The sequence below is a fragment of the Actinomadura sp. 1N219 genome, assembly GCF_044326405.1.
In the GTDB taxonomy this organism is placed as follows: Bacteria; Actinomycetota; Actinomycetes; order Streptosporangiales; family Streptosporangiaceae; genus Spirillospora.
The window spans coordinates 71559-96252 of sequence record NZ_JBIRAY010000016.1; the positions used below are offsets into that span (position 1 = coordinate 71559).

The 24694-nt window shown below is 71.5% G+C and carries 24 protein-coding genes; 4 read left to right on the top strand and 20 right to left on the bottom strand.

Annotated features, from left to right (window positions below):
* Positions 1-213 precede the first annotated feature (213 nt).
* Complete coding sequence (gene fxsT / locus ACH35V_RS35865; RefSeq protein WP_395979316.1) at positions 214-2406, top strand: FxSxx-COOH system tetratricopeptide repeat protein; 2193 nt, start codon at positions 214-216, stop codon at positions 2404-2406.
* A gap of 212 nt (positions 2407-2618) precedes the next feature.
* Here fxsT and ACH35V_RS35870 read toward each other — a convergent pair whose 3' ends face one another.
* Together ACH35V_RS35870 and nagA are read right to left on the bottom strand one after the other, a co-directional pair.
* Entirely contained in the window at positions 2619-2825 is a 207-nt protein-coding gene (locus ACH35V_RS35870) for a DUF397 domain-containing protein (RefSeq protein WP_395979317.1), read from the bottom strand.
* A 65-nt stretch (positions 2826-2890) separates the two neighbouring features.
* A complete protein-coding gene (nagA, locus tag ACH35V_RS35875) occupies positions 2891-4063 on the bottom strand; it encodes an N-acetylglucosamine-6-phosphate deacetylase (protein WP_395979318.1) in 1173 nt (390 codons plus the stop codon).
* 79 nt (positions 4064-4142) lie between these two features.
* On the opposite strand from nagA, the gene ACH35V_RS35880 reads away from it, so the two are divergent.
* A complete protein-coding gene (locus tag ACH35V_RS35880) occupies positions 4143-5342 on the top strand; it encodes an ROK family protein (RefSeq protein ID WP_395979319.1) in 1200 nt (399 codons plus the stop codon).
* Positions 5343-5396: 54 nt separating this feature from the next.
* Here the strand turns inward: ACH35V_RS35880 and ACH35V_RS35885 are convergent, their stop codons facing one another.
* On the bottom strand, positions 5397-6233 hold the full coding sequence (locus ACH35V_RS35885) for a helix-turn-helix domain-containing protein (protein WP_395979320.1): 837 nt from the start codon (positions 6231-6233) through the stop codon (positions 5397-5399).
* Positions 6234-6349: 116 nt separating this feature from the next.
* Positions 6350-7231, bottom strand: coding sequence for an alpha/beta fold hydrolase (locus ACH35V_RS35890; protein ID WP_395979321.1), 882 nt, complete (start codon positions 7229-7231; stop codon positions 6350-6352).
* Between the two features lie 69 nt (positions 7232-7300).
* On the opposite strand from ACH35V_RS35890, the gene ACH35V_RS35895 reads away from it, so the two are divergent.
* On the top strand, positions 7301-7981 hold the full coding sequence (locus ACH35V_RS35895; RefSeq protein WP_395979322.1) for a glycerophosphodiester phosphodiesterase: 681 nt from the start codon (positions 7301-7303) through the stop codon (positions 7979-7981).
* Positions 7982-8059: 78 nt separating this feature from the next.
* Here ACH35V_RS35895 and ACH35V_RS35900 read toward each other — a convergent pair whose 3' ends face one another.
* From ACH35V_RS35900 to ligD (ACH35V_RS35935), 8 genes are all read right to left on the bottom strand, one after another.
* Positions 8060-9631: a DEAD/DEAH box helicase gene (locus ACH35V_RS35900; protein WP_395979323.1), complete on the bottom strand. Its 1572-nt coding sequence runs from the start codon at positions 9629-9631 to the stop codon at positions 8060-8062.
* 450 nt (positions 9632-10081) lie between these two features.
* A complete protein-coding gene (locus tag ACH35V_RS35905; protein WP_395979324.1) occupies positions 10082-10399 on the bottom strand; it encodes a GlsB/YeaQ/YmgE family stress response membrane protein in 318 nt (105 codons plus the stop codon).
* 128 nt (positions 10400-10527) lie between these two features.
* Complete coding sequence (locus tag ACH35V_RS35910; protein WP_395979325.1) at positions 10528-10761, bottom strand: DUF3107 domain-containing protein; 234 nt, start codon at positions 10759-10761, stop codon at positions 10528-10530.
* A gap of 132 nt (positions 10762-10893) precedes the next feature.
* Complete coding sequence (locus ACH35V_RS35915; RefSeq protein ID WP_131968069.1) at positions 10894-11523, bottom strand: TetR/AcrR family transcriptional regulator; 630 nt, start codon at positions 11521-11523, stop codon at positions 10894-10896.
* A gap of 224 nt (positions 11524-11747) precedes the next feature.
* Entirely contained in the window at positions 11748-11963 is a 216-nt protein-coding gene (locus tag ACH35V_RS35920) for a hypothetical protein (RefSeq protein ID WP_395979326.1), read from the bottom strand.
* Positions 11964-12001: 38 nt separating this feature from the next.
* Entirely contained in the window at positions 12002-13336 is a 1335-nt protein-coding gene (locus tag ACH35V_RS35925; protein ID WP_395979327.1) for a dihydrolipoyl dehydrogenase family protein, read from the bottom strand.
* 126 nt (positions 13337-13462) lie between these two features.
* The gene (gene ligD / locus ACH35V_RS35930) at positions 13463-14371 is read right to left on the bottom strand and encodes a non-homologous end-joining DNA ligase (RefSeq protein WP_395979328.1); all 909 of its coding nucleotides are present in this window, start codon (positions 14369-14371) and stop codon (positions 13463-13465) included.
* 27 nt (positions 14372-14398) lie between these two features.
* On the bottom strand, positions 14399-15373 hold the full coding sequence (ligD, locus tag ACH35V_RS35935) for a non-homologous end-joining DNA ligase (protein WP_395979329.1): 975 nt from the start codon (positions 15371-15373) through the stop codon (positions 14399-14401).
* Positions 15374-15485: 112 nt separating this feature from the next.
* Between ligD (ACH35V_RS35935) and ACH35V_RS35940 the strand changes: the two genes are divergently transcribed.
* Positions 15486-16400 (top strand): Ku protein, encoded by a 915-nt coding sequence (locus ACH35V_RS35940; protein WP_395979330.1) that lies wholly within the window; start codon positions 15486-15488, stop codon positions 16398-16400.
* Positions 16401-16458: 58 nt separating this feature from the next.
* Here the strand turns inward: ACH35V_RS35940 and ACH35V_RS35945 are convergent, their stop codons facing one another.
* The 8 genes from ACH35V_RS35945 to ACH35V_RS35980 all read right to left on the bottom strand — a co-directional run bounded on the left by ACH35V_RS35945 (position 16459) and on the right by ACH35V_RS35980 (position 24655).
* Positions 16459-16977: a hypothetical protein gene (locus ACH35V_RS35945; RefSeq protein ID WP_395979331.1), complete on the bottom strand. Its 519-nt coding sequence runs from the start codon at positions 16975-16977 to the stop codon at positions 16459-16461.
* A gap of 124 nt (positions 16978-17101) precedes the next feature.
* Positions 17102-17404, bottom strand: a complete 303-nt coding sequence (locus tag ACH35V_RS35950; protein ID WP_395979332.1) for a hypothetical protein — start codon at positions 17402-17404, stop codon at positions 17102-17104.
* 99 nt (positions 17405-17503) lie between these two features.
* Positions 17504-18496: a sensor histidine kinase gene (locus ACH35V_RS35955; protein ID WP_395979333.1), complete on the bottom strand. Its 993-nt coding sequence runs from the start codon at positions 18494-18496 to the stop codon at positions 17504-17506.
* 11 nt (positions 18497-18507) lie between these two features.
* On the bottom strand, positions 18508-19194 hold the full coding sequence (locus tag ACH35V_RS35960; protein WP_395979334.1) for a response regulator transcription factor: 687 nt from the start codon (positions 19192-19194) through the stop codon (positions 18508-18510).
* A gap of 131 nt (positions 19195-19325) precedes the next feature.
* Entirely contained in the window at positions 19326-20657 is a 1332-nt protein-coding gene (locus ACH35V_RS35965; RefSeq protein ID WP_395979335.1) for a cation:proton antiporter, read from the bottom strand.
* A complete protein-coding gene (locus tag ACH35V_RS35970; RefSeq protein WP_395979336.1) occupies positions 20629-22017 on the bottom strand; it encodes a cytochrome P450 in 1389 nt (462 codons plus the stop codon). The genes ACH35V_RS35965 and ACH35V_RS35970 overlap by 29 nt, the downstream gene beginning before the upstream one ends.
* On the bottom strand, positions 22011-23078 hold the full coding sequence (locus tag ACH35V_RS35975) for an alpha-hydroxy acid oxidase (protein ID WP_395979337.1): 1068 nt from the start codon (positions 23076-23078) through the stop codon (positions 22011-22013). Before ACH35V_RS35975 ends, ACH35V_RS35970 begins: the two co-directional genes overlap by 7 nt.
* 2 nt (positions 23079-23080) lie before the next feature.
* On the bottom strand, positions 23081-24655 hold the full coding sequence (locus ACH35V_RS35980) for an NAD(P)-binding domain-containing protein (protein WP_395979338.1): 1575 nt from the start codon (positions 24653-24655) through the stop codon (positions 23081-23083).
* Positions 24656-24694: the final 39 nt, after the last annotated feature.

The following is a 24694-nucleotide window of genomic DNA, read 5'->3' on the forward strand; positions in this document are numbered from 1 at the left end:
GACCCCACCAGGCCCGGATACCGATCAGGGAGTCAGCGCGTCAGGGCTCGGCGCGATCGCCGCCGGGGATGATGTAGACGACTCCCACACCCAAGTCACAGGCGAGGACCCGGCGACGCCATGAGGCGCGGGCGAGGCAGCCCATCTCCACGCGAGCCGGCACGGGACGACGAGGAGCGCGGCCAGCGGGTTGAAGCCCCGGGCGTCGGGTCGATGGCCGCAGGCGGCAACATCGTCAACTCGTCCACGAACGTGTATCAGGCGGCGCCGCTCCCGCGCCCTGAAGAGGTGGAACCACCGGCATGGACGCCGCCGACGCTGCCACTCCGCACGACGATGTTCGTCGGACGGAACGACGAACTGGCCGAGCTGGACGCCGCGCTGGCGGACCCGGGCGGGGTAGTAGTGCAGGCGGTGCACGGGTTGGGCGGCGTGGGCAAGAGTGCCCTGGCCGCCCAGTGGGCACACCGCCACGCTGACGCACATGTCCTGACCTGGTGGATCACCGCCGATTCGATGGCGGCGGTCACTTCCGGCCTGGCAGATCTGGCTAGGATGCTGGTGCCCGAAATGACCCGCAGCACGCCGGGCGCGATTGCACAAGAGGAGCAGGCTGCCTGGGCGCAGCGATGGCTGGCCGCGCACACCGGCTGGCTTGTCGTGCTCGACAACGTCACCAATCCCGCCGATGTGGCCCAACTTGTGACCAGTGCGCCCAGCGGCCGGTTCTTGGTCACGAGTCGGCTGCGGGAAGGGTGGTACGACCTCGCTCCGGCGTTGATCGAGCTGGACGTGCTCAGTGCGTCCGAGTCACAGGAGCTACTCGCCCGCATCGCCGCCAGCGGCCGCCCGGCCGCTGATCTGGACGGTGTCGCCGAGCTGTGTGCCGAGCTGGGCTATCTGCCACTTGCCGTCAAACAGGCTGGTGCCTACATTCGCCAGACTCATCTGTCCCCAAGGGCCTATCTGGAGCTGCTGCGTACTGACCCGGCCGCGCTGTACGACCAGACCGCTCGCGGAGCTGACCCGCAACGCACAATCGCCCGGATCTGGCGCGTCACCCTGGATCATCTGGCCGCTACCGCACCGCTGACCGGGGACGTGCTGCGCATTCTGGCGTGGTGGGCTCCCGCGGACATCCCTCGCCGCCTGCTCGCCCCGCTCAGCGATCCAGTCCAGATCGCCACCGCGCTGGGGGATCTGGCCGCCTACAACATGATCACGCTGGACGCCGACACCATCACCGTGCACCGCCTGGTGCAAGCCGTCGCGCGTACCCCCGACCCCGACGACCCCCACCGGCACGCCACCGACATCGACCACGCTCGCGGCTACGCCACTCGGCTCCTCAAAGAGGCGGTCCCCACCGACTACGGGGCCCCTACAGGCTGGCCGCTGTGGCGCACTCTCGTGCCTCACATCGATGCCCTCACCAGCTTCGCCTCACCCACCACCAGCACTGCGACTACCGCTCGGCTGCTCGACAGGACCGGTCTGTTCCTGAGTGACCAGGGCGACTCCGCTCGCGCCATCACCTACCACCAGCATGCGCTCACGACCTTTGAGCGCGTGCTTGGCACCGACCACGCCGAAACCGTTGCCTCGCGCAATGGCCTTGCTAGAGCCCATCAGTCGGCCGGGAATTCGGCCCGCGCCATCCCCTTGTTTAGCCAAGTTCTCGCGGACTTTGAGCGGATTCTCGGGCCTGACCACCGCGACACACTGATCTCCCGCAGTGACCTGGCTAAGGGACACATGCTGGAAGGGCATGTGGCCCGCGCCGTCACGCTGTTCCGGCAGGTTCTCGCGGACTTTGAGCGGATTCTCGGGCCTGACCACCCCGAAACACTGATCTCGCGCCACAATCTTGCTAGGGGCTATATGGCGGCCGAGAATACGGTCCGCGCTATCCCCTTGTCTCAGCAGGCTCTCGTGGACCTCGAGCGGGTTTTCGGGCCTGACCACCCAAACACACTGGCCGCTCGCTACACCCTTGCCCACGCATATCAATCGGCTGGGGACCTGGTTAACGCCCTCCCGCTCTTCGTGAAGATCCTGGCTGCTGAGGAGCGCGTTTTGGGGGCGGATCACCCCACCGCCCTCGGCTCGCGCAATAGCCTTGCCCGGAGCTACCTGATGGTCGGGGACCTAATCCGCGCCATTCCTCTGTTTGAGGAGAATCTCAGTGCCCGAGAGCGGGTGCTGGGCCACGACCACCCCCACACCCTGGGCTCTCGCGGCAACCTAGCTCACGCATACGAGATGGTGGGTGATCTGGGTCGGGCGATCCGGCTGTACGAGCAGACTCTCGTTGACTGCGAGCGAGTACTAGAAAGCGATCACCCTTTCACAATGTCGGTTCGTGCAAATCTGCAGGCAGTCCGGGGAAGGTATCCTCGGCGGTGACGTCGTCGGCTTCAGGACTTTTTGAGCGAGCGATGGCGGCAAGCCAGCGAGACGGACCAGGGCACCTACTTGCGCAACTCGTCGTGTGTTCCCGTTACGAAATAGACCTTGACCGATCGGAAGCGGGTGATGGGCGGCGATCACTCGCTCACCAAGATGGTGCGGGCGAACCTGGACGTTGTGTGGAAGTGAGGGGTCGTCCCACGGAACGTCTAGCGTCGGTCTAGTTGGCCGGTCTTCACGGTGGTGAGGAAGGCGGCCCAAGCTTCGGCCCCGAAGCCGAGCGCCGGCCCGTCCGGATCCTTGGAGTCCCGCGCCAACACCACCGCCTCGTCCGCACACCGCCGTGCCAAATCAGCGGAATGGCGAGACCGCGACGGAGCCTGGTGGTACTCCGACCGTGTCGCGTGGGACGGCACCCATGGCTCGTCCGCTTTCGTGGTGAACGCCTCTGCTCACTCCACCGATCGGTGAGCCGGTGGGATCAGCCGTGTTCGGGCAGTGTTCCGTGGACGACCGTGCCGTAGGAAATGACCGTGCGGACGTGCAAGTCGTGCGTTAGGACGACGAGGTCTGCGTCTTTGCCGGGCTCGATGGACCCGGTTTGTTGCCCCAGGCCGAGCATGCGTGCCGGTGTGGTGGCGGTGGCGACGGCGGCTTGGGTGATCGGGATCCCGACGCAGCTCACGGCATGTCGTAGCGCGCGGTCCATCGTGAGGGTGCTGCCCGCGTTGGTGACGCCGTCCAGCAGCGTGACCTTGCCGTCGCGGGCGAGGACGGGCAACGGTCCCAGGTTGAACTGTCCGTCGCTCACTCCGGCGGCCGGGGTGGCGTCGGTGACCAGGGCGATGCGGTCGGCGCCCGCGGCGGCGAAGGCGAGACGTGTGGTCGCGCTGTGCAAGTGGACGCCGTCGTTGATGAGCTCGCATGTGACGTCGTCGTGGGTGAGTGCGGCACCGGCCGGGCCCGGTTCTCGATGGTGGAACGGCCGCATCGCGTTGAACAGGTGGGTGGCCATGGTGGCGCCGGCCTCGAAAGCCCGGTGCGCTTCGTCGTAGCTGGCGTCGGTGTGCCCCACCGCCACGACCGCGCCCGAGGCGACGACTTCGCGGACGAGGTCCATCCCGCCGTCCAGTTCGGGGGCGAGGGTCACGGTGCGGACGGTGCCGTCGCCGCTGGCGAGCAGGTGCCGCAGCGCCATGACGTCCGGTGCGAGGACGTAGTCGCTGTGATGGGCGCCCCGGTGGTTCGGGTTGAGGAACGGCCCTTCGAGGTGGATTCCGGCGATCGACCGGTGCAGCGGGTCGGACGAGCGCATCAGGGCGGCCACCGTGCGGGCCGCGGCCGCCATCTCCTCGACCGGTGAGGTGACGAGGCTGGCCAGCGTGCGTGTGGTTCCATGACGGCGGTGAAATGCGATCGCCCGCAGGATCTCCTGCGGATCCTCCGTGGTCACCTGAGCGCCGTCGCCGCCGTGCATGTGCAGATCCACGAATCCGGGCAGCACGTAGTCCGAGCCGAGATCAAGGACCTCGCCGTCGGCCGACCGCGGTGGATCTCCGGCACCCACGGCCGAGATCCGGCGACCGTCCAGAGCGACCCATCCGGGATCCAGTAGCCGGTCGGGTGTCACCACGCGGGCGTTGGCGAGGATCATGGTCGTCCCCCTGCTGGGTGTTGTTCATCTGCCGAGGTTGAGATTATCTTCTCTTAAAGAAAAAAATCTAGGGGGTCTCTTGGGTGGGGTCGGCGATGACGGCGGGACGGCGGCCGGGCGCGTCCTGACGCTGCTGCATCGGTCTGGTCCGCTGACCCGCGCGGCGGTCACGGCCGAGCTCGGGCTGGCCGCGAGCGCGGTGGGCGCCGCTCTGGGCGACCTGACGGCGCTGGAGCTGGTCCGCGTCGGCGAACCGCTGCGCGGCTCCTCCGGCGTCCCGGCCGGACGCGGCAGGCCGTCTCCCGTCGTCGAGGTGAATCCCGACGGGCCCGTGGCCGTCGCCGTCCAGTTGAGCGCGGACCGGGTGACGGTCGGCCTCGTCGGTCTCGATCGCGGGGTCGGCCACGTTCGCGAGCGTATTCTGCGCGGGGCCGAGACGGGCCCCGGCGTCCTGATGCCGGTACTGGCCGAGGCGGTCTCCGACGCCGTGCTCCAGACCGATCGCCGATGCGTCGGGGTATGTATCGCGATGCCCGGCTTCATTAGGGAATCCGATGGCTTCGTCCGGTCCTCCCTGCATCTGGGCTGGGACGAGGTACCGCTGGCGCGGCGCCTGGCCGGGATGGTGCCGTCCGGCCTCCCCATCGCCGTGGGACGAGCCAGCACGCTGGCCGTCCTGGCCGAGTTCCGCTACGGGGTCGGACGCGATGCCACGAGCATGCTGGCCCTGAACTGCGAGCGCGTCGGCGTCGGCGGCGGGTTCATCGACGCGGGCGTGCAGCTCACCGGCGCCGGATACGCCTTGGAGGCCGGCCACATCATCGTCGAGCCGGGGGGCCTGCGATGCCCCTGCGGCGCACGCGGCTGCCTGGAGATGTACGCCGACGCGCGTGCCTTGGCCCGCGCCGCCGGACGTCGCCATGACGGCGGCCGCGGCGACACCGTCGCCGAGATCTTCGACGGCGCCGCGGCCGGTGACCGCGCCGCGCGGGAGGCGGTCCGCGTCACCGCCGGTCACCTGGTCACTGGCTTGACCAGCCTCGTCAACACGCTCGCTCCAGAACGCGTGGTGCTCATGGGCTTTCTGGCCGACCTCTACCGGGCCGCCGAGGACTTTGTGCGCGATGGGCTGATGGCATCGTCCGTCGTCGCCCGCACCGGCCACATCGAGATCGTCACGGGTGAGCTCCGAGACGCCGCTCTCGTGGGCGCGGCCGAAAGGGCCTTCGCCTCGCTGCTCCGAGAACCGCGCACGGTCATGCCCGCCGACTCGTCTTGAAGCCGAGGCCAGCAGAGGCAGCCTCGGCGAGACCGGTGGCGTTGCGGCTGGGGGCTAGCGGTTCAGGGCGCTGCGGTGGGCTTCCAGGAGGGCGCGGGAGTCTTCGGGGGAGAGGGCGACCTCTTCCAGCTTCTTCCAGGTGTCCCAGAGGTCGACCGGGGACGCGTCGATGCCGAGGGCGGTGTAGACGATCGAGATCCGGTCGGTGACGTCGGGGAACTCCAGCACGTCGAAGGAGCCGTGCAGGCCCGCGTGGACGCCGGTGGACGTGGGGATGACGCGGACGGTCGACCGGCCGTCGCCGGAGATGTCGAGCAGGTGGGTGAACTGGGCGTGGATGACGTCCGCGGGGCCGTCGTGGCGCTCCAGCATGTACCCGTCCAGGATCACCTCGAGGGTCCGGGGCAGGCCGCCGGGGCGGTGCTGCTGGCGGTTGCGGAGCAGGTCCAGCTCCTGCTCCACGTCCAGCCTGGGCAGGTGGTAGCCGAAGACCAGGCGGGCGTACTCCTCGCAGCGGACGAGCTCCGGCATCCGCGCGATGCCGAACGTGTGGACGAGCGAGGACTCCGACTCGACCGTGTAGATGTCGCGGACGAGCGCCTTCAGCCGGCCGACGTGCCGGGCGAGCCAGGGCGGGCCGTCCGGGCGGGAGGCCAGGTCGACCAGGACGTCGCGGATCTTCCGCGGCACGCCGTAGGCGTCCAGGATCTCGCCGACATCGGCGGGCGTGACCTGGCCGAAGCCCGTCTCCACGCGGGCGAGCCAGTCGGCGTTGCGGCCGAGGTGGGACGCCGCGTCCAGGTAGGACAGGTCAAGGAGTTCCCGGATCTTCCGCAGGTGCTGCCCTAGGCTCCGGGCGTTGATGTTGGGGGCTCGGTAATCCACCGGCATGCGCCCAGCCTAGGCCGAATCCGGCTTCAGCGCGCAGTCTTCCCGTAGCCGACCGTGGTCAATGCTGGAAGACGCGGGGATCGTCGCGGAGGGTGATCACGTCTTCGTCCTTTTCCTCACCGGCAGGGGTGTTCCGCCTGGTTCCAGAACGAGGTCAGGGCCGTCGCGGTGGTTTCGGGCGCGTCCCAGGCGGGGGAATGGGCCGCGCCGGGAATGACGACCTTGGACGCGTTCAGGCGCTCGGCCATCGCCGCCTGGGCGGCCGGGTCCCAGACGTCGTCGTCCTCGCCGTAGAGGACGAGGGTGCGCAGGCTCGTGTCCGCGCAGTGCTTGGCGAGGTCCTCGACGTGGTCGGGGGCGGTGAGGATCTCGTTGGCCATGCGGGCGAGGCCCGTCTCGGAGTTGCCGAGCGTGCGGGCCTTGACGAAGGCGACGATCTCCTGTTCGAGGCCGCGTCCGGTGTAGTCGGGCTCCAGGGCGATCTCCCAGATCGCCTGCATGCCGAGCTGCGGGACGAAGTCGCGCAGCGACTGGGCCTTCGTGGCGGCCTGGCCGGTGACGGCGGACGGGCCCGAGCTCATCAGCGTGAGCGACGCCGGGCGGACCCGGTCGGCGAGCACCGCCTCGCGGCTCACCAGCCCGCCGAACGAATGCCCGACCAGGTGGACGGGGTCGTCGGGCCCCAGCGTTTCGAGGAGGGCGGTGAGGTCTTCGCCCAGCGCCGCCCTCGTGTACGCGGACTCGTCGTCCGGGCCGATGGACTCGTACTGCCCGCGCATGTCGATCGACACGACGCGGCGGCCGGACGCTGCGAGGGTCTGCAGGACCGCGAGGAAGTCCTCCTTGCTGCCGGTGAGGCCGGGGACGAGGAGGGCCGGACGGCGTTCGGGCACACCGGATCCCGGGAGGGCCTCCAGCGCGGCGAACGGGCCGCGGGACGTCTCGATGGTCGTCCGGCGAACGCCGGGGGGCAGCTTCAGGAACCGGGGCGTACTCACAGGTGACCACCATAGTCAATGCGCCAGAGCGGGACCGTGGTGAAAATCTTGCGGTGATAGCGTCGCAGGGTGCGTCCGAAGCCTGCCGTCTCCGCGCATCGCCGCGACGAAGCGGGCCTGACGGGCCTCACCGAGGCCGTCGAGTCCGGTGCCGAGTACGTGGAGATCGACATCCGGCGGACGGGGGACGGGCGGCTCGTCGTCCATCATGATCCCGACCTCGCCGGCCTGCCCCTGAAACGCCTCAGCTACGCGCGGGCGCAGGAGCTGTCGCCGCGCCCGATCCCGCTGGTCAGCGAGGCCATGGACATCATCGGCGGGCGCGCGCAGGGTCACCTGGACCTGAAGGAGCGCGGCTGCGAGCACGAGACCGTGGCGCTGGCCGTGGAGGCGTTCGGGCGGGACGGCTTCGTCGTCACCACCCGCGAGGTGCTGTCGCTCGTGGAGATCAAGAAGAGCTTCCCTGGCGTCCGGACGGCGCTGTCGGTCGGACGCAACCTGTGGGAACGCGGCGTCGCGCACGACTTCGCGCCGCTGCGCCTCATCCGGAAGGCCGGAGCCGACATGGTCGCCGTCAACTACCGGCTGGCCCGCGTGGGTGTGCTGCGGCAGTGCGGCCGCGCCGGGATTCCCGCCATGGTGTGGACGGTCAACGCCGAGCCCGTGATGCAGCGGTTCCTGCGCGATCCGCGGGTCGCCGTCCTCGTCACCGACCATCCGGCGACGGCGCTCAAGCTCCGCGACGGCTAGGGCGGCCCGGCCACCCGCGAGCGCGGGCAAGAGAAAACCGCGAGACTGAGCGGAGAGTCTCGCGGTCGGCTCCATCGGTTATGCGGTCTGCGACTCCGCGGTGTCGGCCGCGGGCGCGGACGGCTTGCCCGCGCGGGTGCGGCGGCGCGGGCCGCGGCTGCGCTTGCGCTCGGTGGCGACGGCGTCGACGACGTTGTCGTCCGCCGCGGGCGCCTCCGATTCGGACGCGGTCCCCTCCACCGGCTTGCCGGCGCGGGTCCGGGACCGGTTGCGCTTGCGGCGGCGAGGCCGCGGGCGCTCCCGGTCATGGTCGCGATCACGATCGCGGTCGCGGACATGGCTGCGGACCTTGCCGGTCTCGCCGATGTCCTCCAGCTCCTCGGCGTCCAGCCCGGCGCGCCCGTTCCGCAGCTCCGCGGGCAGGCGCCCCTTCGTGCCCTCGGGGATGCCGAGCGTCGCGAAGAAGTGCGGGGACGTCGAGTACGTCTCCTCCAGGTCGGCGAACGGCAGCCCGAGCGTCCCGTTGATCAGCTTCCAGCGGGTGATGTCGGACCAGTCGACGAACGTGACGGAGACGCCCTCCTTGCCCGCGCGGCCGGTCCGGCCGATGCGGTGCACGTAGGTGTCGGCGCTGTCGGGGCACTCGTAGTTGACGACATGGGTGACGTCGTCGACGTCGAGGCCGCGGGCGGCCACGTCGGTGGCGACCAGCACGCCGATCTTGCCGTTGCGGAACGCGCGGAGCGCCCGCTCGCGCTGGCTCTGCCCGAGGTCGCCGTGCACGGCGGCGGCGTCGAAGCCGCGCTGTGCGAGGTCGGCGGCCACCCGGTCGCAGGCCCGCTTCGTCTGGCAGAAGACCATGGTCAGGCCACGGCCGTCGGCCTGCAGAAGGCGGGCCAGCATCTCCGGCTTGTCCATCTGGTGGGCCTGGAAGACGTGCTGGACGACCTGCGGCGTCGCGTCCGACTCGGTGTGCGACTCGGCCCGGACGTTGGTGGGACGGGTCAGGTACCGGCGCGACAGCGACACGATCTCGCCCGGCATGGTCGCGGAGAACAGCATCGTCTGCCGCTGCGCCGGGATCCGGTCGATGATGCGCTCGATGTCCGGCAGGAAGCCGAGGTCGAGCATGCGGTCGGCCTCGTCCAGCACCAGGATCTCGACCTTGGAGAGGTCGAGGTGCTTCTGCTTGACGAGGTCGAGCAGCCGGCCCGGCGTGCCGACGACGACGTCGACGCCCTCGCGGAGCGCGCCGATCTGCGGCTCGTACGCGCGTCCGCCGTAGACGGACAGCACGCGGGAGCCGAGTTTGCCGCCGGCGACCAGGAGGTCGTCGGTGACCTGGAGGGCCAGTTCGCGGGTCGGCGCGACGACGAGGGCGCGCGGGGCGCGCCCGCCGTGCTCGATGCGCTGCAGCAGCGCGGCGCCGAACGCGAGGGTCTTGCCGGTGCCCGTACGGGCCTGGCCGATGATGTCGTGCCCGCCCAGCGCGATCGGCAGGGCGAGCTCCTGGATGGGGAACGCTTGGACGATGCCCTCCGCTTCAAGGGCATCTGCTATCTCGGGGACGACCCCGAGTTCACGAAAGGTAGTCAGGGCTTTCAGCCTCCAATATGCGGGGTCTCCGCTCCCGGGTGCGGCGCGGCCCATCGGAGGGCGACGCCGTCAGGGCGTGCCCGCCGATCGCTCTTCTCCTGGCCGCGCGCTCGCGCGGGAGGGACCAGCCGTTGCTCAAAATGTTCCGGCGACCGCAGTCAGGGGTCGAAAGCAGTCACTCGCTGTGGCTGCGTGCGGTCACACTCCGCGACGCAGTGTACCGACCGTTGATTGCATACACCAATAGCCGATCACAGTACCCAACGTTTGCATGGTTTGATCTATTCCGCGGCTTGCCCGCCAGGGCGTTCTCGCCGCGGGCGGAGCGGGCGGACGGCCTGGCCGCGGCGCCCGCCGGGCGGCCACTTCCGGACATCGGCGCGTCCGGGGAAGGGGAAGGCCCCCGCTGGCAGCGCGCGTGCGGGGGCCTCCGGCTTCGTCGATTCAGTTGAACGGCCGCGTCGGGGCGGCCTGGCGGCCGCGCGGGGGCGGCCTCTCCAGGGCCTAGTAGGTGCGGCGGCGGGGGCGCCAGCCGTGGCGCCGGGCGAGCGGGCCTTTACGCCGGCCGATGCCGCGCGTGTTCGCCGACGTGAGCGCGGCCACGCCGAGCGCGGCGATCAGGACGGCGAACACGAAGGCGATGAAGGCGCCCGCGCCGAGCGCGTCCGCGATGACCCCGCCGACGATGGCGCCGGCGATGCCGACGAGCACCGTGAGCAGGACGCCGATCGGGTTGCGTCCGGGCACGAGCAGCCGTGCCAGGGCTCCGATGACGGCACCGACGACGATGAACCAGAGGATCGTCGTGAGCATGTCGATCATCCATTCCTTTTCCGTGGGCCGATGGCCCGTGGTCGGAGATCGATGTGCCCCGGGTGCCGGGATCAAACAAAGGGCTGGTCAAGACCCGGCCGGGTGGCGCGGAACCGCTCAGGCGTACTCCGGCGTACTCAGGTGTACTGGGTGCCGAAGCCGACGCTGCGCTGCTCGTCCTCGGTGATCTCCAGGTAGCCGACCCGCTCGGCGGGGATGACGACCCGTCCGGCGCGGCGGTCCACGAGGACGAACACCCCGTGCGGATCGGAGAGCGCGTCGGCCAGCGCGGCCTGCACCTCGTCGCCCGACTGCCCGGTGTCGACCACGAGTTCCCTCGGAACGTTCTGCACGCCGATGCGAACCTGCACGCGTTGCTCCCGTCGTCCATCACGTCCCGCCGACCACCGGCGGGCCCGTCTCGATGTTCGCACGCGGACGGCCCGGCGCGCCGTCACGGGGTTCGGCCCAGGGTGAAACCGCCCGGCCGGAGCGGCCCGGGGTCAGGTGTTGTCGCCGGCGCGGGGGAAGCCGGAGATGCCGCGCCAGGCCAGCCGGGCGATGATCTTCTCGGCGGTGTCCTTGGGGATGGCGCGGTGCTGGGACAGCCAGTAGCGGGCGCTGACCTCCGCCATGCCGACCAGGCCCATGCCGAGCAGGTGCGCCTCGTCGCTCGGCGCGTCGGTGTCCTCGGCGATGACCTGGGCGATCATCTCGGCGCACTGCTGGTTGGCGCGGTCGACGCGGGCGCGGACGGGCGCGACGTTGCGCAGGTCGGACTCGAAGACCAGCCGGTACGCCTCGCCCTCGCCCGCGACGAAGTCGTAGAAGGCCCGGATGCTCGCCTGGACGCGCAGCTTGTTGTCCGTGGTGGCCTCCAGCGCCTCGCGGACGATCTTCACCAGGGCCTCGGCGTGCTCGTCCAGCAGGGCCAGGTACAGCTCCAGCTTGCCCGGGAAGTGCTGGTAGAGCACGGGCTTGCTGACGCCCGCGCGCTCGGCGATCTCGTCCATCGCGGCAGCGTGGTACCCCTGCGCGACGAACACCTCCTGGGCCGCGCCGAGCAGTTGCCTGCGGCGCGCCAGCCGCGGCAGCCTCGTGCCGCGGGGGCGTGCGTCCGGGGTCGCGGTCACCACACTCTCCGATCACCGATGTGTGCGGGCGGATGGGGGCGTCCGCCGCGCGGGAACAATCCCTCATCCTACGCGTGAGTAACTCCGCCGGTCACGGGCAAAGCCCGCCGACGTTCCTTCACGCAGGTCAGTGTATTTCCGGCGAAGGGGCGGGGGCATCCCCACCCCGATCTTCGGGCGACTTCGTCAGCCGGACGGCCACCCGTACGGCCGCCCGGACGGCGTCAGCGGTAGTCGTCCTCGTCGAGGCGGACCTCGCGGCGCTGCTCGGCCACGTCCGCCTCGTTGACGTCGTCGGGGACCTGCGCGAACCACTCCCGCGGGCCCTCGTCCTCGTCGAGCGCGGCGCGCTGCTCGGCGGCGTCCGCCTCGTTGGCCTCGCGGACCTCGCCCGCGGCCTCGTCGGGCGCCGGCGGTTCCAGATCGTCGGTCTCGCTCATCAGCGGGTCCTCCTCAAGCGTCCATGTGGGGGGCTGCCTCACACGTGCCCGGCCAGTTCCCGGAGCGGCGCCTCGACGGACTCGCCGTAGGTCGGGAACGCGTGGACGACGTCGGCGAGCAGGCTCAGCGGCGTCTCCGCGCGGATGGCCAGCGCGATCTCGCTCATCCACTCCTCGGCGTTGAGTCCGGCCGCGGCGGCGCCGATCAGCAGCCCGCGGGAGCGGTCGGCGTACAGCTCCACCCGGCCGCGCTCGTCGGCTTCGACCGCCGCCCGGGCGGTCGCGGCGAGGTCGTACCCGGCGGTGAGCAGGTCTATGCCGAGTTCCGCCGCCCGCGTCGGCGTGACGCCCACGGAGTAGACGGTGGGCGTGGTGTAGACGACGCGGGGGATCGCCCGGTAGTCGGCTTCGCGGTGCTGCCCGAGGAGGTTGGACAGCGCCACCCGCGCCTGGTAGCGGGCCGCGTGCGTGGTACGCGCGACGCCGGTGACGTCTCCTGCCGCCCACACACCCCCTGCTTCTGATTGAGCCTGGCATGTGCCGTCCACCGGGAGGCCCTGGCCGGGCGAGACCTTGATGCCGAGTTCTTCCAGGCCGAGGCCCTCAACGCGGGGACGGCGCCCGGCGGCGACGAGGATGCGGTCGGCGTCGAGCGTGCCGCCGTCCGACAGCCACAGCCGCAGCCCGGTGTCCTTGCGCTCGACGTTGGCGAGCGCGGCGCCGAGCCGCAGGTCGACGCCCATCCGGCGGAGCGCGTCGGCGAGCACCTCCCCGGCGAACGGCGCCTCGGCGGTCAGCAGCCGCCCGGACGCCTCGATCACCGACACCTGCGACCCGAACGCCGCGTACACCTGCGCCATCTCGCAGCCGACCGGGCCGCCGCCGAGGATCACCAGCCGGCGCGGCAGGTCCGGGACGGACAGCGCCTCGTCGCTCGTCCACACCGGGACGTCGGCGAGGCCGTCGACGGGCGGGATCACCGGCTCGCTGCCGGTGCAGACGATCAGGTCGCCGTAGCCGTGGACGCCGCCGTTCACCGGGCCGTCGACCTCGATCCGGCCCGGTTCGAGGACGCGGCCCCGGCCGCGCAGCACGGTCACGCCCGCCTCGGCCATGCGGGCGACGGCGGGGTCGTCGACGCGGCGGCCGGTCAGCTCGTCCCGCCGCGCGACGGCCATCTCCCAGGTCTCGCCGCGCCGCGCCGACAGCAGCAGCGACTTGGACGGCACGCACGCGAAGTACGGCGACTCCCCGCCGACCAGGCGGTTCTCGACGAGCGCGACGTCCCGGCCGGCGCGGGCGAGGCCGGACGCCACCAGCTCGCCCGCCGTCCCCCCGCCCAGCACCACGGCGTCGTAGTGGTTCTGCGCCAACTTCCTCTTCCCTTCCGGCCGCGTGGTGTCCCCCTCATGACATGGTGGCGGAATCCGGCGGCGGAGAGTGCCGGTTCGACCACTTAGGGCGTTCGACGTGGGCCAACGGCGCTCAGCGAAGGTGTCTCAGGGGAGGGGCTGGCGGTCGTTGAGCAGCGGCTCCAGGAGGTCGCCCCGCTCGTGGACGCGGTCGAGCATCTCGGCGGGGCCGAACGTCAGGTCGGCGGCGTTCTGGCAGGCGCCCAGCTCGTCCCACGTGACGGGCGTCGACACGGACGGACGGCTCGTCGCGCGCAGCGAGTAGGGGGCGACGGTCGTCTTGGCGGGGTTGTTCTGGCTCCAGTCGACGAAGATCCTGCCCTTGCGCAGCTGCTTCACCATCTTCGCGACGACGAGGCGGGGATGCTCCTCGGCGAGGCGCTGCGCGGCGGCCTTGGCGTACTCCGACGTCCGCTCCGCGTTCGCCGGCTCCTTGATCGGCACGTACAGGTGCAGGCCCTTCTTGCCGCTCGTCTTCGGGTACGACTCCAGGCCGTCCTCGGCGAGCAGGTCGCGGAGCAGGTGCGCGACCTCGCACGCCTCCACGATCGTGGCCGGGGCGCCCGGGTCCAGGTCGAAGACGATCAGGTCGGGGTTGTGCACCTTGTCGCGGGGCCCGACCTTCCACTGCGGGACGTGCAGTTCCAGCGCGGCGAGGTTGGCGCACCACACGATCGTCGGCAGGTCGTCGACCACGACGAAGTCGAGCGTGTCGCGTCCGGTGGAGCTGCCGGGGGTCGGGATCGTCGCCGTCCGCACCCAGTCGGGCGTGTGGGACGGCGCGTTCTTCTCGAAGAACTTGGCGCCGTCGACGCCGTCCGGCCAGCGGATCCGGGTGGCGGCGCGGTCCTTCAGGTGGGGGAGCATCACCGGGGCTATGCGGGCGTAGTAGTCGATGACCTCGCCCTTGGTGAAGTCCGGATAGAGGTTCTTGTCGAGGTTGGACAGTGAGAGTTTGCGTCCGTCGACCTCCACGGGCGTCCGTTTCGCGTTCACGGGCGCGTCCCGGGTGCGCCGCTCCGGTCACTGTTCACTGGTGACCTCCAGAGGGTCCTTGTCGTCGCGCAGGCCGCGCCAGGACGGGAAGCGCAGGCGGCCGTCGCGGGTGCGGGCGCTGTAGGCGACTTCGCCGACGAGGTGCGGTTCGACCCATTGTGCGTCGCGGGCGAACTCGCGCGGGACGGCCTCGTCGTAGGGGCTGGTCGGACGGCGCAGCGGCCAGAGGGTCTCGTACAGCTCGTCCAGGGCGCGGTCGGAGAAACCGGTGCCGACATGCCCGACGAAGCCGAGCATGCCTTTCACGTCGTACTCGCCGAGCAGCAGCGAGCCCACGCCGCCTTCCCGCCGCCCTTTGCCGGGTTTCCAGCCGCAGACGACGACCTCGCGTGTCATGAAGTTCTTCACCTTGCGCCAGAAGTCGACGCGGCGTCCGGGACGGTACAAGGAGTTCAGGCGCTTGGCGAGCAGGCCCTCCAGGTGCTGCTCGCGGGTGAAGGCGAGCAGCTCGTTCACCTGGCCGGTGTCGCCGCCGTGCAGGTACGGGGGCACCTCGACCGGACCGGTCCCGGCGAGGTCCAGGTCGGCGAGCAGGGTTCGGCGCTGGGAGTACGGCATGTCGTAGAGGAGGTGCCCGTCCAGGTACAGGATGTCGAAGACGACGTACCTGACGGGGACCTCGCGGATCATCCTCGGGTCGGGGTGGGCCACGTGCATCCGGCGCTGGAGGCGTTCGAAGCTGGGGCGGCCGTCCTCGAAGGCGACGACCTCGCCGTCGAGGATCACGTCGTGGTCGGGCAGGAGATCGGCGAGCGCGGACAGCTCCGGGTAGCGGCTGGTGACGTCGCCGCCGCGCCGGCCGCCCGCCCGGACGCCGTCGGCGGAGACGTTCGACAGGACGCGGACGCCGTCCCACTTCAGCTCCAGACCCCATTTCTCGCCGTCGGAGGGGAGGTCCCCGGTGGCGGCCATCATCGGCTCAACGGGCCACGGCATGGTCATACCGGCGTCTTACCCGGTCCCGCCCCGCAGAAAAGGATCAAGGGTCTGATGTGGCGCAAATCGAACGCGATTGCGAGGCTAGGGGCCTGAACGCACTGGGTAAGGACTGGTCATGCGCAGTATCTGGAAGGGCGCCATCTCGTTCGGGCTGGTGACGATACCGGTGAAGCTGTATTCGGCGACCGAGCAGCGGGACGTCAGCTTCCACCAGGTGCACAGGGAGGACGGGGCGCGCATCAAGTACAAGCGGGTGTGCACGGCCGACGGCGAGGAGGTGCCGTACTCCGACATCGCGAAGGGGTACGAGCTGCCGAGCGGGGAGATGGTCGTGCTCACCGACGACGACTTCGCCGAGCTGCCGCTGTCGTCCAGCCGCCGGATCGACGTCCTGCAGTTCGTGGAGCAGGAGGAGGTCGACCCGATCTACTTCGCGAAGTCGTACTACCTGGAGCCCGACGCCCAGGGCGCGAAGCCGTACGTGCTGCTGCGGGACGCGCTGGAGAGCTCGGGGCAGGTCGCGATCGTCAAGATCGCGATCCGGCAGCGGGAGTCGCTGGCGACGCTGCGGGTGCGGGAGGGCGTGTTCGTGCTGGAGACCATGCTCTGGCCGGACGAGGTCCGCACCCCCGACTTCGCGTTCCTGGACGAGGACATCGAGGTCCGCAAGCAGGAGCTTTCGATGGCGACCTCGCTGATCGAGTCGATGGAGGGCGAGTTCGACCCGTCGGAGTACAAGGACGCCTACCGGGAGGCGCTCCAGGCGGTGATCGACGCCAAGGTCGAGGGCCGGGAGGTGGCCCGTCCGGCCGAGGAGGCCGCGGAGGAGCCCGCGGCCGACCTGCTCAGCGCGCTGCGCGCCAGCGTCGAGGCGGCGAAGAAGAGCCGCGGCGAGAAGGAGGGGAAGGCGGCCGGGTCGGCGGAGAAGAAGCCCGCGGCGCGGAAGTCGTCGTCCTCGAAGTCGGGGTCCGGGTCGGGGTCCGGGACGAAGAAGGAGCCCGCGAAGGGCCGCGGCCGCAAGTCGGCCTGACCCGCCGCAGGCCCCTCCTCGCGGCCGCGAGTCCTCGGAAGGGCGCCGTTCCTCAGAATCAGAAGGGCACCGTGGTGCAGAGGTTCCGCGCGCCCGCGCCGCCGGTGGCGGGGTCGGTGGGCTGGGCGTGGACGATGACCGAGCCGGCCGCCTTCTCGGCGACCCGCCACGGGACGATGTCGCCGGAGTGGCCGGTGCCGTCCTTGGCGACCGTGACGTCGAGCCAGATCTCCATCTGCTCCATCGGCAGGTCGTGCGAGCCGTCGGGGTTCATGTAGTGCGGCCCGGCGTCCTCGCCCTTGGGCCCGCACGGGTTCACGTGCACGTGGACGCCGAACACCTTCCCGGCGGCCGCCGCCGGGAATCCGGTCGCCCGCAGGAGCACGCTCGTCGTGTTCTCGTCGCGGATGACGGTGATCTTGGTCTTGACGTCCTTGAACGCCTGGTCGTAGACGTAGGTCGGGCCGTCGACCTCGATCTTGTCCAGGCCCGCGTCCGACAGGGCGGGGGCGGCGAGCGTGACGAGCGCGGCGCCTGCCGCCGCCAGCGGGACGGCGGCGCGGACGGATGGTCGCATGACGATCCTCTCCGGGTTGCGGGAGTCTTGCGGGAGCGCTGATCGGTGACTCACGATCATGCCCGCCGGGCGGGGGATCTCACCCCGCCCGTCTGCGAGAGGCCGTGCCGGTGCGACGAGCGGATCAGTTGTCGCGGCGGGCGGCGAGGACGCGCCCGAGCGCGGCCGCGGCGGCCGCCGGGTCGGCGCAGGAGGCGATCCGCTCGCCCCAGGCGTAGAAGTAGGACCAGCCGCCGTCCGGCCGCTCCGGGGTGGCGATGACGCTCTCGTTCAGGGCCGGCGTCCGCGGGTCCGCGACGATCGCGGACGGACGGCGGTCGTGCGGTGCGGCCACCTCGACCGTCCAGCCGCGGGAGCGCAGCTCGGCGGTGAGGTGCTCCAGATGCCCGAGCGCCTCCTCCGCATCGGTGATCACCTGCGCGGACATGATGCCTCCAAGAAATGCGTGAACGAGAAATGCGCGAAACGGCGCGGGGGAGTGGAATTGAATTCAGTGTCCCGGCGGGTGAGGGAGATCACAAGCGGTTTACGAAAACCCGTGCGGCGCGGCCGGGAGGCGGACGGTGAACACCGCGCCGGCCCCCGGACGGCCGTCCGCGCTGATGGTGCCGCCGTGGCCGTCCACGACCTCGCGGGCGAGGGCGAGGCCGAGGCCGAATCCGGCCGAGCCGTCGGACGGGCCGTCCGACGGCGGGCGGTCGGCGGAGCGGCGGAACAGGCGCTCGGCGTCCCGCGGGTCGAAGCCGTCGCCGTCGTCGCGGACGGTCAGCTCCACCGCCGCTCGCGTGCGGCGCACCGTCACCTGGACCCGGCCGCCCGAAGGCGTGTGCCGGAGCGCGTTGTCGACCAGCGCGGACAGCACTCGCCGCAGCGCCGGCTCCGATCCCCGGACGACGAGCCGCCCGCCGTCCCGGCCGACGTCGATCGTCACGCCGCGCTCCAGCGCGCGGGCCGACTCGGCCGCCGCCAGCTCGCCGGCGAGCGCGCCGAGGTCGACCGGGGCGAGCCCGGCCGGGCAGCGGCCGAGCCGGGCCGAGACCAGCACGTCCTCGACGATCTCGCCGAGCTGGCGGGTGCCGGTGACGAGCCGGTCGACGTCGGCGGCGGCGTCCGTCCCGGCCCGCAGGCGGCGCGCGGCGAGCTGCGCGCGGGTGTGCAGGCGGGTCAGCGGGGCGCGCAGCTCGTGGCCGACGTCCGCGGCGAACCGGCGGCGGCGGGCGAGGGCGTCCTCCAGGGGCGCGAACGTCCGGCGGGCGATCGCGTGCCCGGCCAGCAGCGCGACGGGCAGGCCCGCGGCCTCCGCGGCGGCGAGTCTCCGGCGGAGCCTGCGCCGGGCCGCGGCGTCGAGGCGGGCCGCCGCGGCCCGGCGGTAGGCGATCGCGCCGAGGGCGGTGAGCGGCAGGACGGCGGCCGCCGCGAGCTGGACGGCGACGCGGCGGCGGGCCCTGGCCAGCAGCCGCCGGTCCGGATCGAGAACCGGCCGGTTCGCGTCCCGCCTCCGCGCGAGCCGGCCCTTCACGGCGTGCCCGTTCACAGCTTGCCCAGGCGGTAGCCCACGCCCCGCACGGTGCGGACGACGTCCGCGCCGAGCTTGACGCGCAGGTAGTAGACGTAGGTGTCCACGATCGACTCCGTCCTGGCCTCGTCGAACACCCGCTGCCGCAGCGAGGCGCGGGTGTGCACCTGGGCGGGACGGGTCGCCAGCGCCATCAGCAGCCGCGCCTCGCGTCCGGACAGCTCCACGTGCTCGCCGGTCGGCAGGCTGACGAGCCGGGACCGCGGGTCGAGCCGGCCCGCGCCGAGCGGCAGCACCTGCGCCCGGTCGAGATGCCGGCGGTGCAGCGCCCGGACGCGGGCGAGCAGCTCGTCGATCTCGAACGGCTTGACGAGGTAGTCCTCGGCGCCCGCGTCCAGCCCGGCGACCCGGTCGGCGAGCGACCCGTACGCGGTCAGCACGAGCGCGGGCGCGGTGATGCCCCGCCCGCGCAGGCGGCGCAGCAGCTCGACGCCGTCGAGCACGGGCAGCCCGCGGTCGATGATCAGTGCGTCGTAGTCCCGGCTCAGCCCGAGATGCAGCCCGCGCTGGCCCTCGGCCGCGAGGTCGACCGAGTATCCCTGCTCGGCGAACAGGCCGCCGAGCATCCGGGCGAGCTCGCGGTCGTCCTCGACGATCAACAGCCGGCGTGGCGGGTCGCCGGGGCCCGTTGGATCGGCCACGGTCCAACGCTCCCACCACCGCCGCCGGGCGACCAGAGTCCGGACAGTATTGGACAATTTTCTTTAAATTTGAACCGAAGAGGCCCTGTGCTCGTCTTGGGGTGAGCGCCTTCGGGGGTGCGCCCCGGCCGTCAGGCGGCCTGCGCGGCGGGCTCCTTCTCGTCCGGGACGAGCTCGCGCTCCAGCCGCTCCGGCAGCGCCAGCCGGTAGAGCGGCACGGCGCCCGCGGTCGTGATCACCGCGACGAGCACCAGCATCGCGAACAGCTCCCGGGTGATCATGCCCTGCGCCAGCCCGATGTTGATGAAGATGAGGATCATCAGGCCGCGTGCGTTCATCAGCCCGCCGACCGCGTAGGAGTCGCGCCACCCGAACCCGAGCCCGCGCATCGCGAACGCGCAGCCGAAGTACTTCCCGCAGAACCCCGCCGTCATGATCAGGAGGAAGGCGAGCAGCATCGTGCCGCCGGTGATGCCGGCGAGCTCGGTGTTCAGGCCGGAGAAGGCGAAGAACACCGGCAGCAGCAGCGTCGAGACGACGCCCATCATCCGGGCGTGCAGGGCCTCGCGGAACGCCGCGTCGCGGGGCATGGCGAGCCCGGCGATGAACCCGCCGAACACCGAGTACACGCCGATCCAGTCGGTGATCCAGCCCGCCGTCATCGGCACGATCACGACGATGTACAGCCCGGTCGCGCTGAGCGTGCCCGTCCTGGCGACCTCCCGTCCCAGCGGGCGCAGCGCCCGCGCGACCACCAGCAGCATCACCGCCGCGAACACGGCCGCGAGCGCGATCGTGCGCAGCGCCGAACCCGAGCCCGTGCCGAGATGCCACGCCGACAGGACGGCGAGCAGGCACCACGCCGCCGCGTCGTCGATGGACGCGGCCAGCAGCGAAAGCCGTCCGAGCGGCGAGTTCTCCAGACCCCGCTCGTACAGGATCCGGGCCAGCATCGGGAACGCGGTCAGCGACAGCGCGCCGCCGACGAACAGCGCGAACTCCCACCGGCCGACGTCGTCGCGCGAGAGCGTGCCCCACAGGATCGCGCCGACGGTGAAGCCGAGCACGATCGACGGCAGCATCCCCGACAGGGCCAGCAAGCCCGCGCGCCGCCCCTCGCCTTGCGTCCGGGCGCCGTGGTCCAGGCCCGCGCCGACGAGGAACATGTAGAGGGTCAGCCCGACGGTGCTGAGGATGTAGAGGATCGGGACGACCTCGTCCGGGAACACCTTCTCCTGCGCCTCCGGCCACACCTGCCCGAACAGCGTCGGGCCCAGCAGGACGCCGGCGACCATCTCGCCGAGGACGCGGGGCTGGCCGACCGTCCGCGCCAGCCGCCCGCACACGGCAGCGGCGAGCAGGATGACGATGAGGGCGGGCAGCACCTTCAGCGCAAGGTCGAGGTTCGGATCGACGGGCGCCGCCGCGAGTGCCTCAGCGGGTGCAGCTGTGAGAGGAAGCATGGCTGGTCTCCAATTGGGCGAAATGGCGTTCGCAGAGCCGCTGCCGGCGCGCGTCCCACACCATGTAGGTGCCGAGGACGAGCTGGACGAGGCTGCGCCACACGTCCTCGGCGCGGTCCCGCGCCCACATGAACAGCAGCACGGCCCGGTGCGTCCAGGGACGGCGGGCGAGGGGGGCGTGGCGGGGGACGAGCAGGCACGGCCCCCGGTTGGGCATGGACCTGGTGTGCGCGGCCGACGACGCGAGCGCGTACCGGCGCAGGACCTCCCGCGCCGCGACCCGCATCGTGATCGGCGCGAGCCGCCACGCCGGGCAGGGCCGGTTCGCGGCGATGCCGAACGGGATGTGGTTCAGGTCCTTGGCGGCCGGTCCGTCGTGGAACCTTTCCGGGTCGAAACGGCCCGGGTCGGCGAATCCGGCGCGGTGGAACTCGGGATATCCGAAGCAGAGCACCGAGCCCTCGGGGATGGACGTCCCGTCGTCGAGGTCGATGTCGCCGGTGGTGATGCGGTGCGCGACGCCGAACAGCGGGTAGAGCCGCATCGCCTCCTGCATCACCGCGTCGAGGGCGCGGTCGTCGCCGGCGAGCGCGGTCGCCGCCGCGTCCGGGTGCCGCGCGAGGACCATCAGCAGGTGCGCCATCGCCTCCGACATCTGCACGACGGCCGTGTTGAAGAACGTCCCTTGCAGGTAGTAGGCGCGCTCCTCGTCCGACAGGCCGTTCGGGAGGGGGTGGCGGACGTCGTCCAGCCGCCCGGCGAGGTAGCGGGTCAGGCGGTGGCGGCGGCCCATGTGGCGGAGCCCGCAGCACTTCAGCGCGGTGACGACGTCGTCCGCGTTCCCGACGATCAGGTCGCGGGCCGTCCGGGGGCAGGGCTCGCCGAACACCAGCTCGTAGTAGAACTCGGCCCAGACCGGCATCATCAGGTCGCGCAGCCGCACCAGCCGCGCCGCGTCCCCGCGCGGGGCTTGTTCGCGCAGGACGCGGGTGACGCAGCGGTGCGCCAGCTCCTCCGCCTCCGCGCGCGGGACGGCGAGGTACCGCCGCGTGGTCCGGGCGACCTCGTCGTAGCGCTCGCCCGCCTCCAGATGCTCCTGGTGGACGTACGCGCCCGGCGACAGCCAGTACCAGAACAGGTCCGACAGCGCGGCGCCCCTGCTCCGGCCGCCCGCCGCCGGGTGCCCGTAGACCTCCCTGAAGCGTTCCACGCCGATCAGGTCTCCGGGGACGGCGATACCCTCGTCGCCGTTGATGCGGGCGAACAGGCGTCCGCGCAGCGCCACGATCCGGCCGGGCAGCCACCACGGCAGGCTCAGCACGACGGCCACCGCCGCGACCGCGATCAGCGCCGTCACCATGGCCGCCTCAGCCGCCGCACCATGCCCGGCTCCAGGTCGTGGACGGACGCGACCCCGCACAGGGCCAGCGCCTCCTCGACCTCCGCCCGCAGGAGTTCCAGGACGCGGACGGCGCCCCTCTCGCCGTCCGCGCCCAGGCCCCAGACCACCGGACGTCCGACCGCGACCGCGGCGGCGCCGAGCGCCAGCGCCTTCAGCACGTCGGTGCCGCGCCGGACCCCGCCGTCCAGCAGCACCGGCGCCGCGCCGCCGGCCGCGGCCACGATCTCCGGCAGGACGTCGACGGTGGCCGGGACCGTGTCGAGCTGCCGACCGCCGTGGTTCGAGACGATCAGCGCCGACACGCCGTGGTCGAGCGCCGTCCGGGCGTCGGAGGGGTGCAGGACGCCCTTGAGCACGATCGGAAGGGACGTCATCCCGGTGAGCCGCGCGATGTGGTCCCAGGAGATCGCGGGGGAGAACTCGATCGGGCGGACGCGCCCGCCGTCGCGCATGTTCTCGCAGCACAGGCCGTCGGGGAGGTCGTGGAATCCGTTGCGCACGTCCCGTCCGCGCGTGCCGAGGACCGGCGAGTCGACCGTGACGACCAGCGCGCCGCACCCGGCCGCCTCCGCCCGCCGGACGAGCGTCTCGGTGAACGCCATGTCCGGCTGGACGAAGAGCTGGAACCACAGCCGGGCCCCGGGCGCGGCGGCGGCCACGTCCTCGACGGCCACGGTCGAGGCCATGCTCACCATCATGATCGTCTCTGCGGCGGCCGCCGCGCGGGCGGTGGCCCGCTCGCCCTCGGGGTCGGCGAGCCGGTGGAACGCGGTCGGCGCCACCAGCACCGGCATGGACGCGCTCCCGCCCGGCAGCGTGACGCCCAGCTCCGGCTTCTCCGCGCCGCGCAGGACGCGGGGGAGCAGTGCGAGCCGTCCGAACGCGGACTCGTTGGCGCGCAGCGTGACCTCGTCGCCCGCGCCGCCCGCGAAGTAGTCGTAGTGCACCGGATCGAGGCGCTCGCGGGCGGCGGCCTCGAACTCCCGCAGGCTGCCCGGCCGGGGGCTTGACGGCGGCATGGTCAGACCGGGGTGGACGCGGTCTGCCGCGCGAAGAAGGCCCGCAGCGGCTCGGCGTGGACGTCCTCGGACGTCCACTCGTTCTCCAGGTTCTCGGTGACGTGGTGGACGGCCGTCACCGCCCCGTCCCGGTGATGCCGGACGATCGGATGCAGGTAGTGGCCCTCGTGCGCGTTGCCGGAGTCGCTCTGGCTGATCCGCGCGACCGAGACGTCGAACGGGTCGATCTTGTCGTGGTCGGGCCCGTAGTCCAGCGTGATCGTGAAGAACCCGCCGCGCCCCGCTGCGGAGACGGGCGCGTCCCGGTAGTCGGCGGGCAGTTCCTCCAGGTAGCGGGCGCCGCCCGCGTCGTCCAGGACGATCATGTCGGCGAGCACGCCGAACTGCTGCCAGAGCGCCGAGCTGCGGTTGACCCGGGCCAGCACCGCCGCCGCGAGCTCCTTCGGGTCGGTGCCGAGCTTCTGACCAGGCCACTCCGCGGCGTGGTAGCGGTGCTCCATGATGCGGTGCAGCGCGCGCGTGCCGTAGCGGAAGCCGTGGATGAAGCCGCTGGTCCCGTGCTTGAAGTCGCGCGACTGCGTCAGCGTCCCGGCGAAGAACAGGCCGGGGACGTTCACCGACTCGTACGCGGGCGTGAGCGCGGGGAACCGGCCGTTGATCGTCAGCTCCGGACGGCAGCCGTCGCCGAACACCGAGGCGTCCACGCGGAACCCCGTGCAGACGATCACCCGGTCGTACGGGATGTCCTTGGTGACCTCGTCCACACGGGTGAACGCGACCGTGGCGAGGTAGCCGCCGTCCGGCCGCCGCTCGATGCGGCGGACCTCGCCGTCCAGGATCGCGTTCTGCGACTTCAGCTGGTAGGTGTCGAGGAAATTGTTGTTGACGGCGCGCAGGTGGCCGACGAAATGCGTCCGCCACGCCAATCTGAGGGAGCGCGGCCCGGCCACGTGGATCACCGCCGCCGACTCGATCAGGTTCTCCGCCGTCTCGAACGCCGAGTTCCCCTTGCCCAGGATCAGGACGCGCTTGTCCACGTACTCGGCCGGGTCGGTGGAATGGTCGCCGTAAAGGTCGGCGGTCTCGATGCCCGGAATCGGCGGGACGTTCGCGCGGGTGAAGCCCGCCGCGATGACCAGCCGTTCGGCCGTCCGGGTCTCGCCCCGATCGTCGATGACCTGGAAGCGGCCCTGGCCGTCCTTGGTGATGCTCGCGGCCCGGGTGTTGTAGGCGATGTCGAGCTCGCAGCGCTCGGCGAAGTCGCTGAGATAGCGGACCATGTCGTCGGCGGCGGGGAAATAGCGGTCGCTATAGCGGGTGAACAGCAATTCCGGGTCGTCGGACAGCAGCGAGTTCCAGTCCATCCGCAGGTTGAGCTCCGGGTCGTCCGTCCCGGTGTGCTTCTTGTTGCTGGAGATGAGCTGGCGGTGGCGCGGGAACGTCCGGAAGAACATGCCGGGCGCCGGACCCGCCTCCAGGATCAGATACCTCCGCCCGGCCTTCTTGAGGAGGTAGCCCAGCTGCAGGCCGGCCGGCCCGGCACCGATGACCAGGTAGTCCAGGGGTTGGTTCGCCACGACACCCTCCACCACGACGACGATGTGATTGAACGGTCA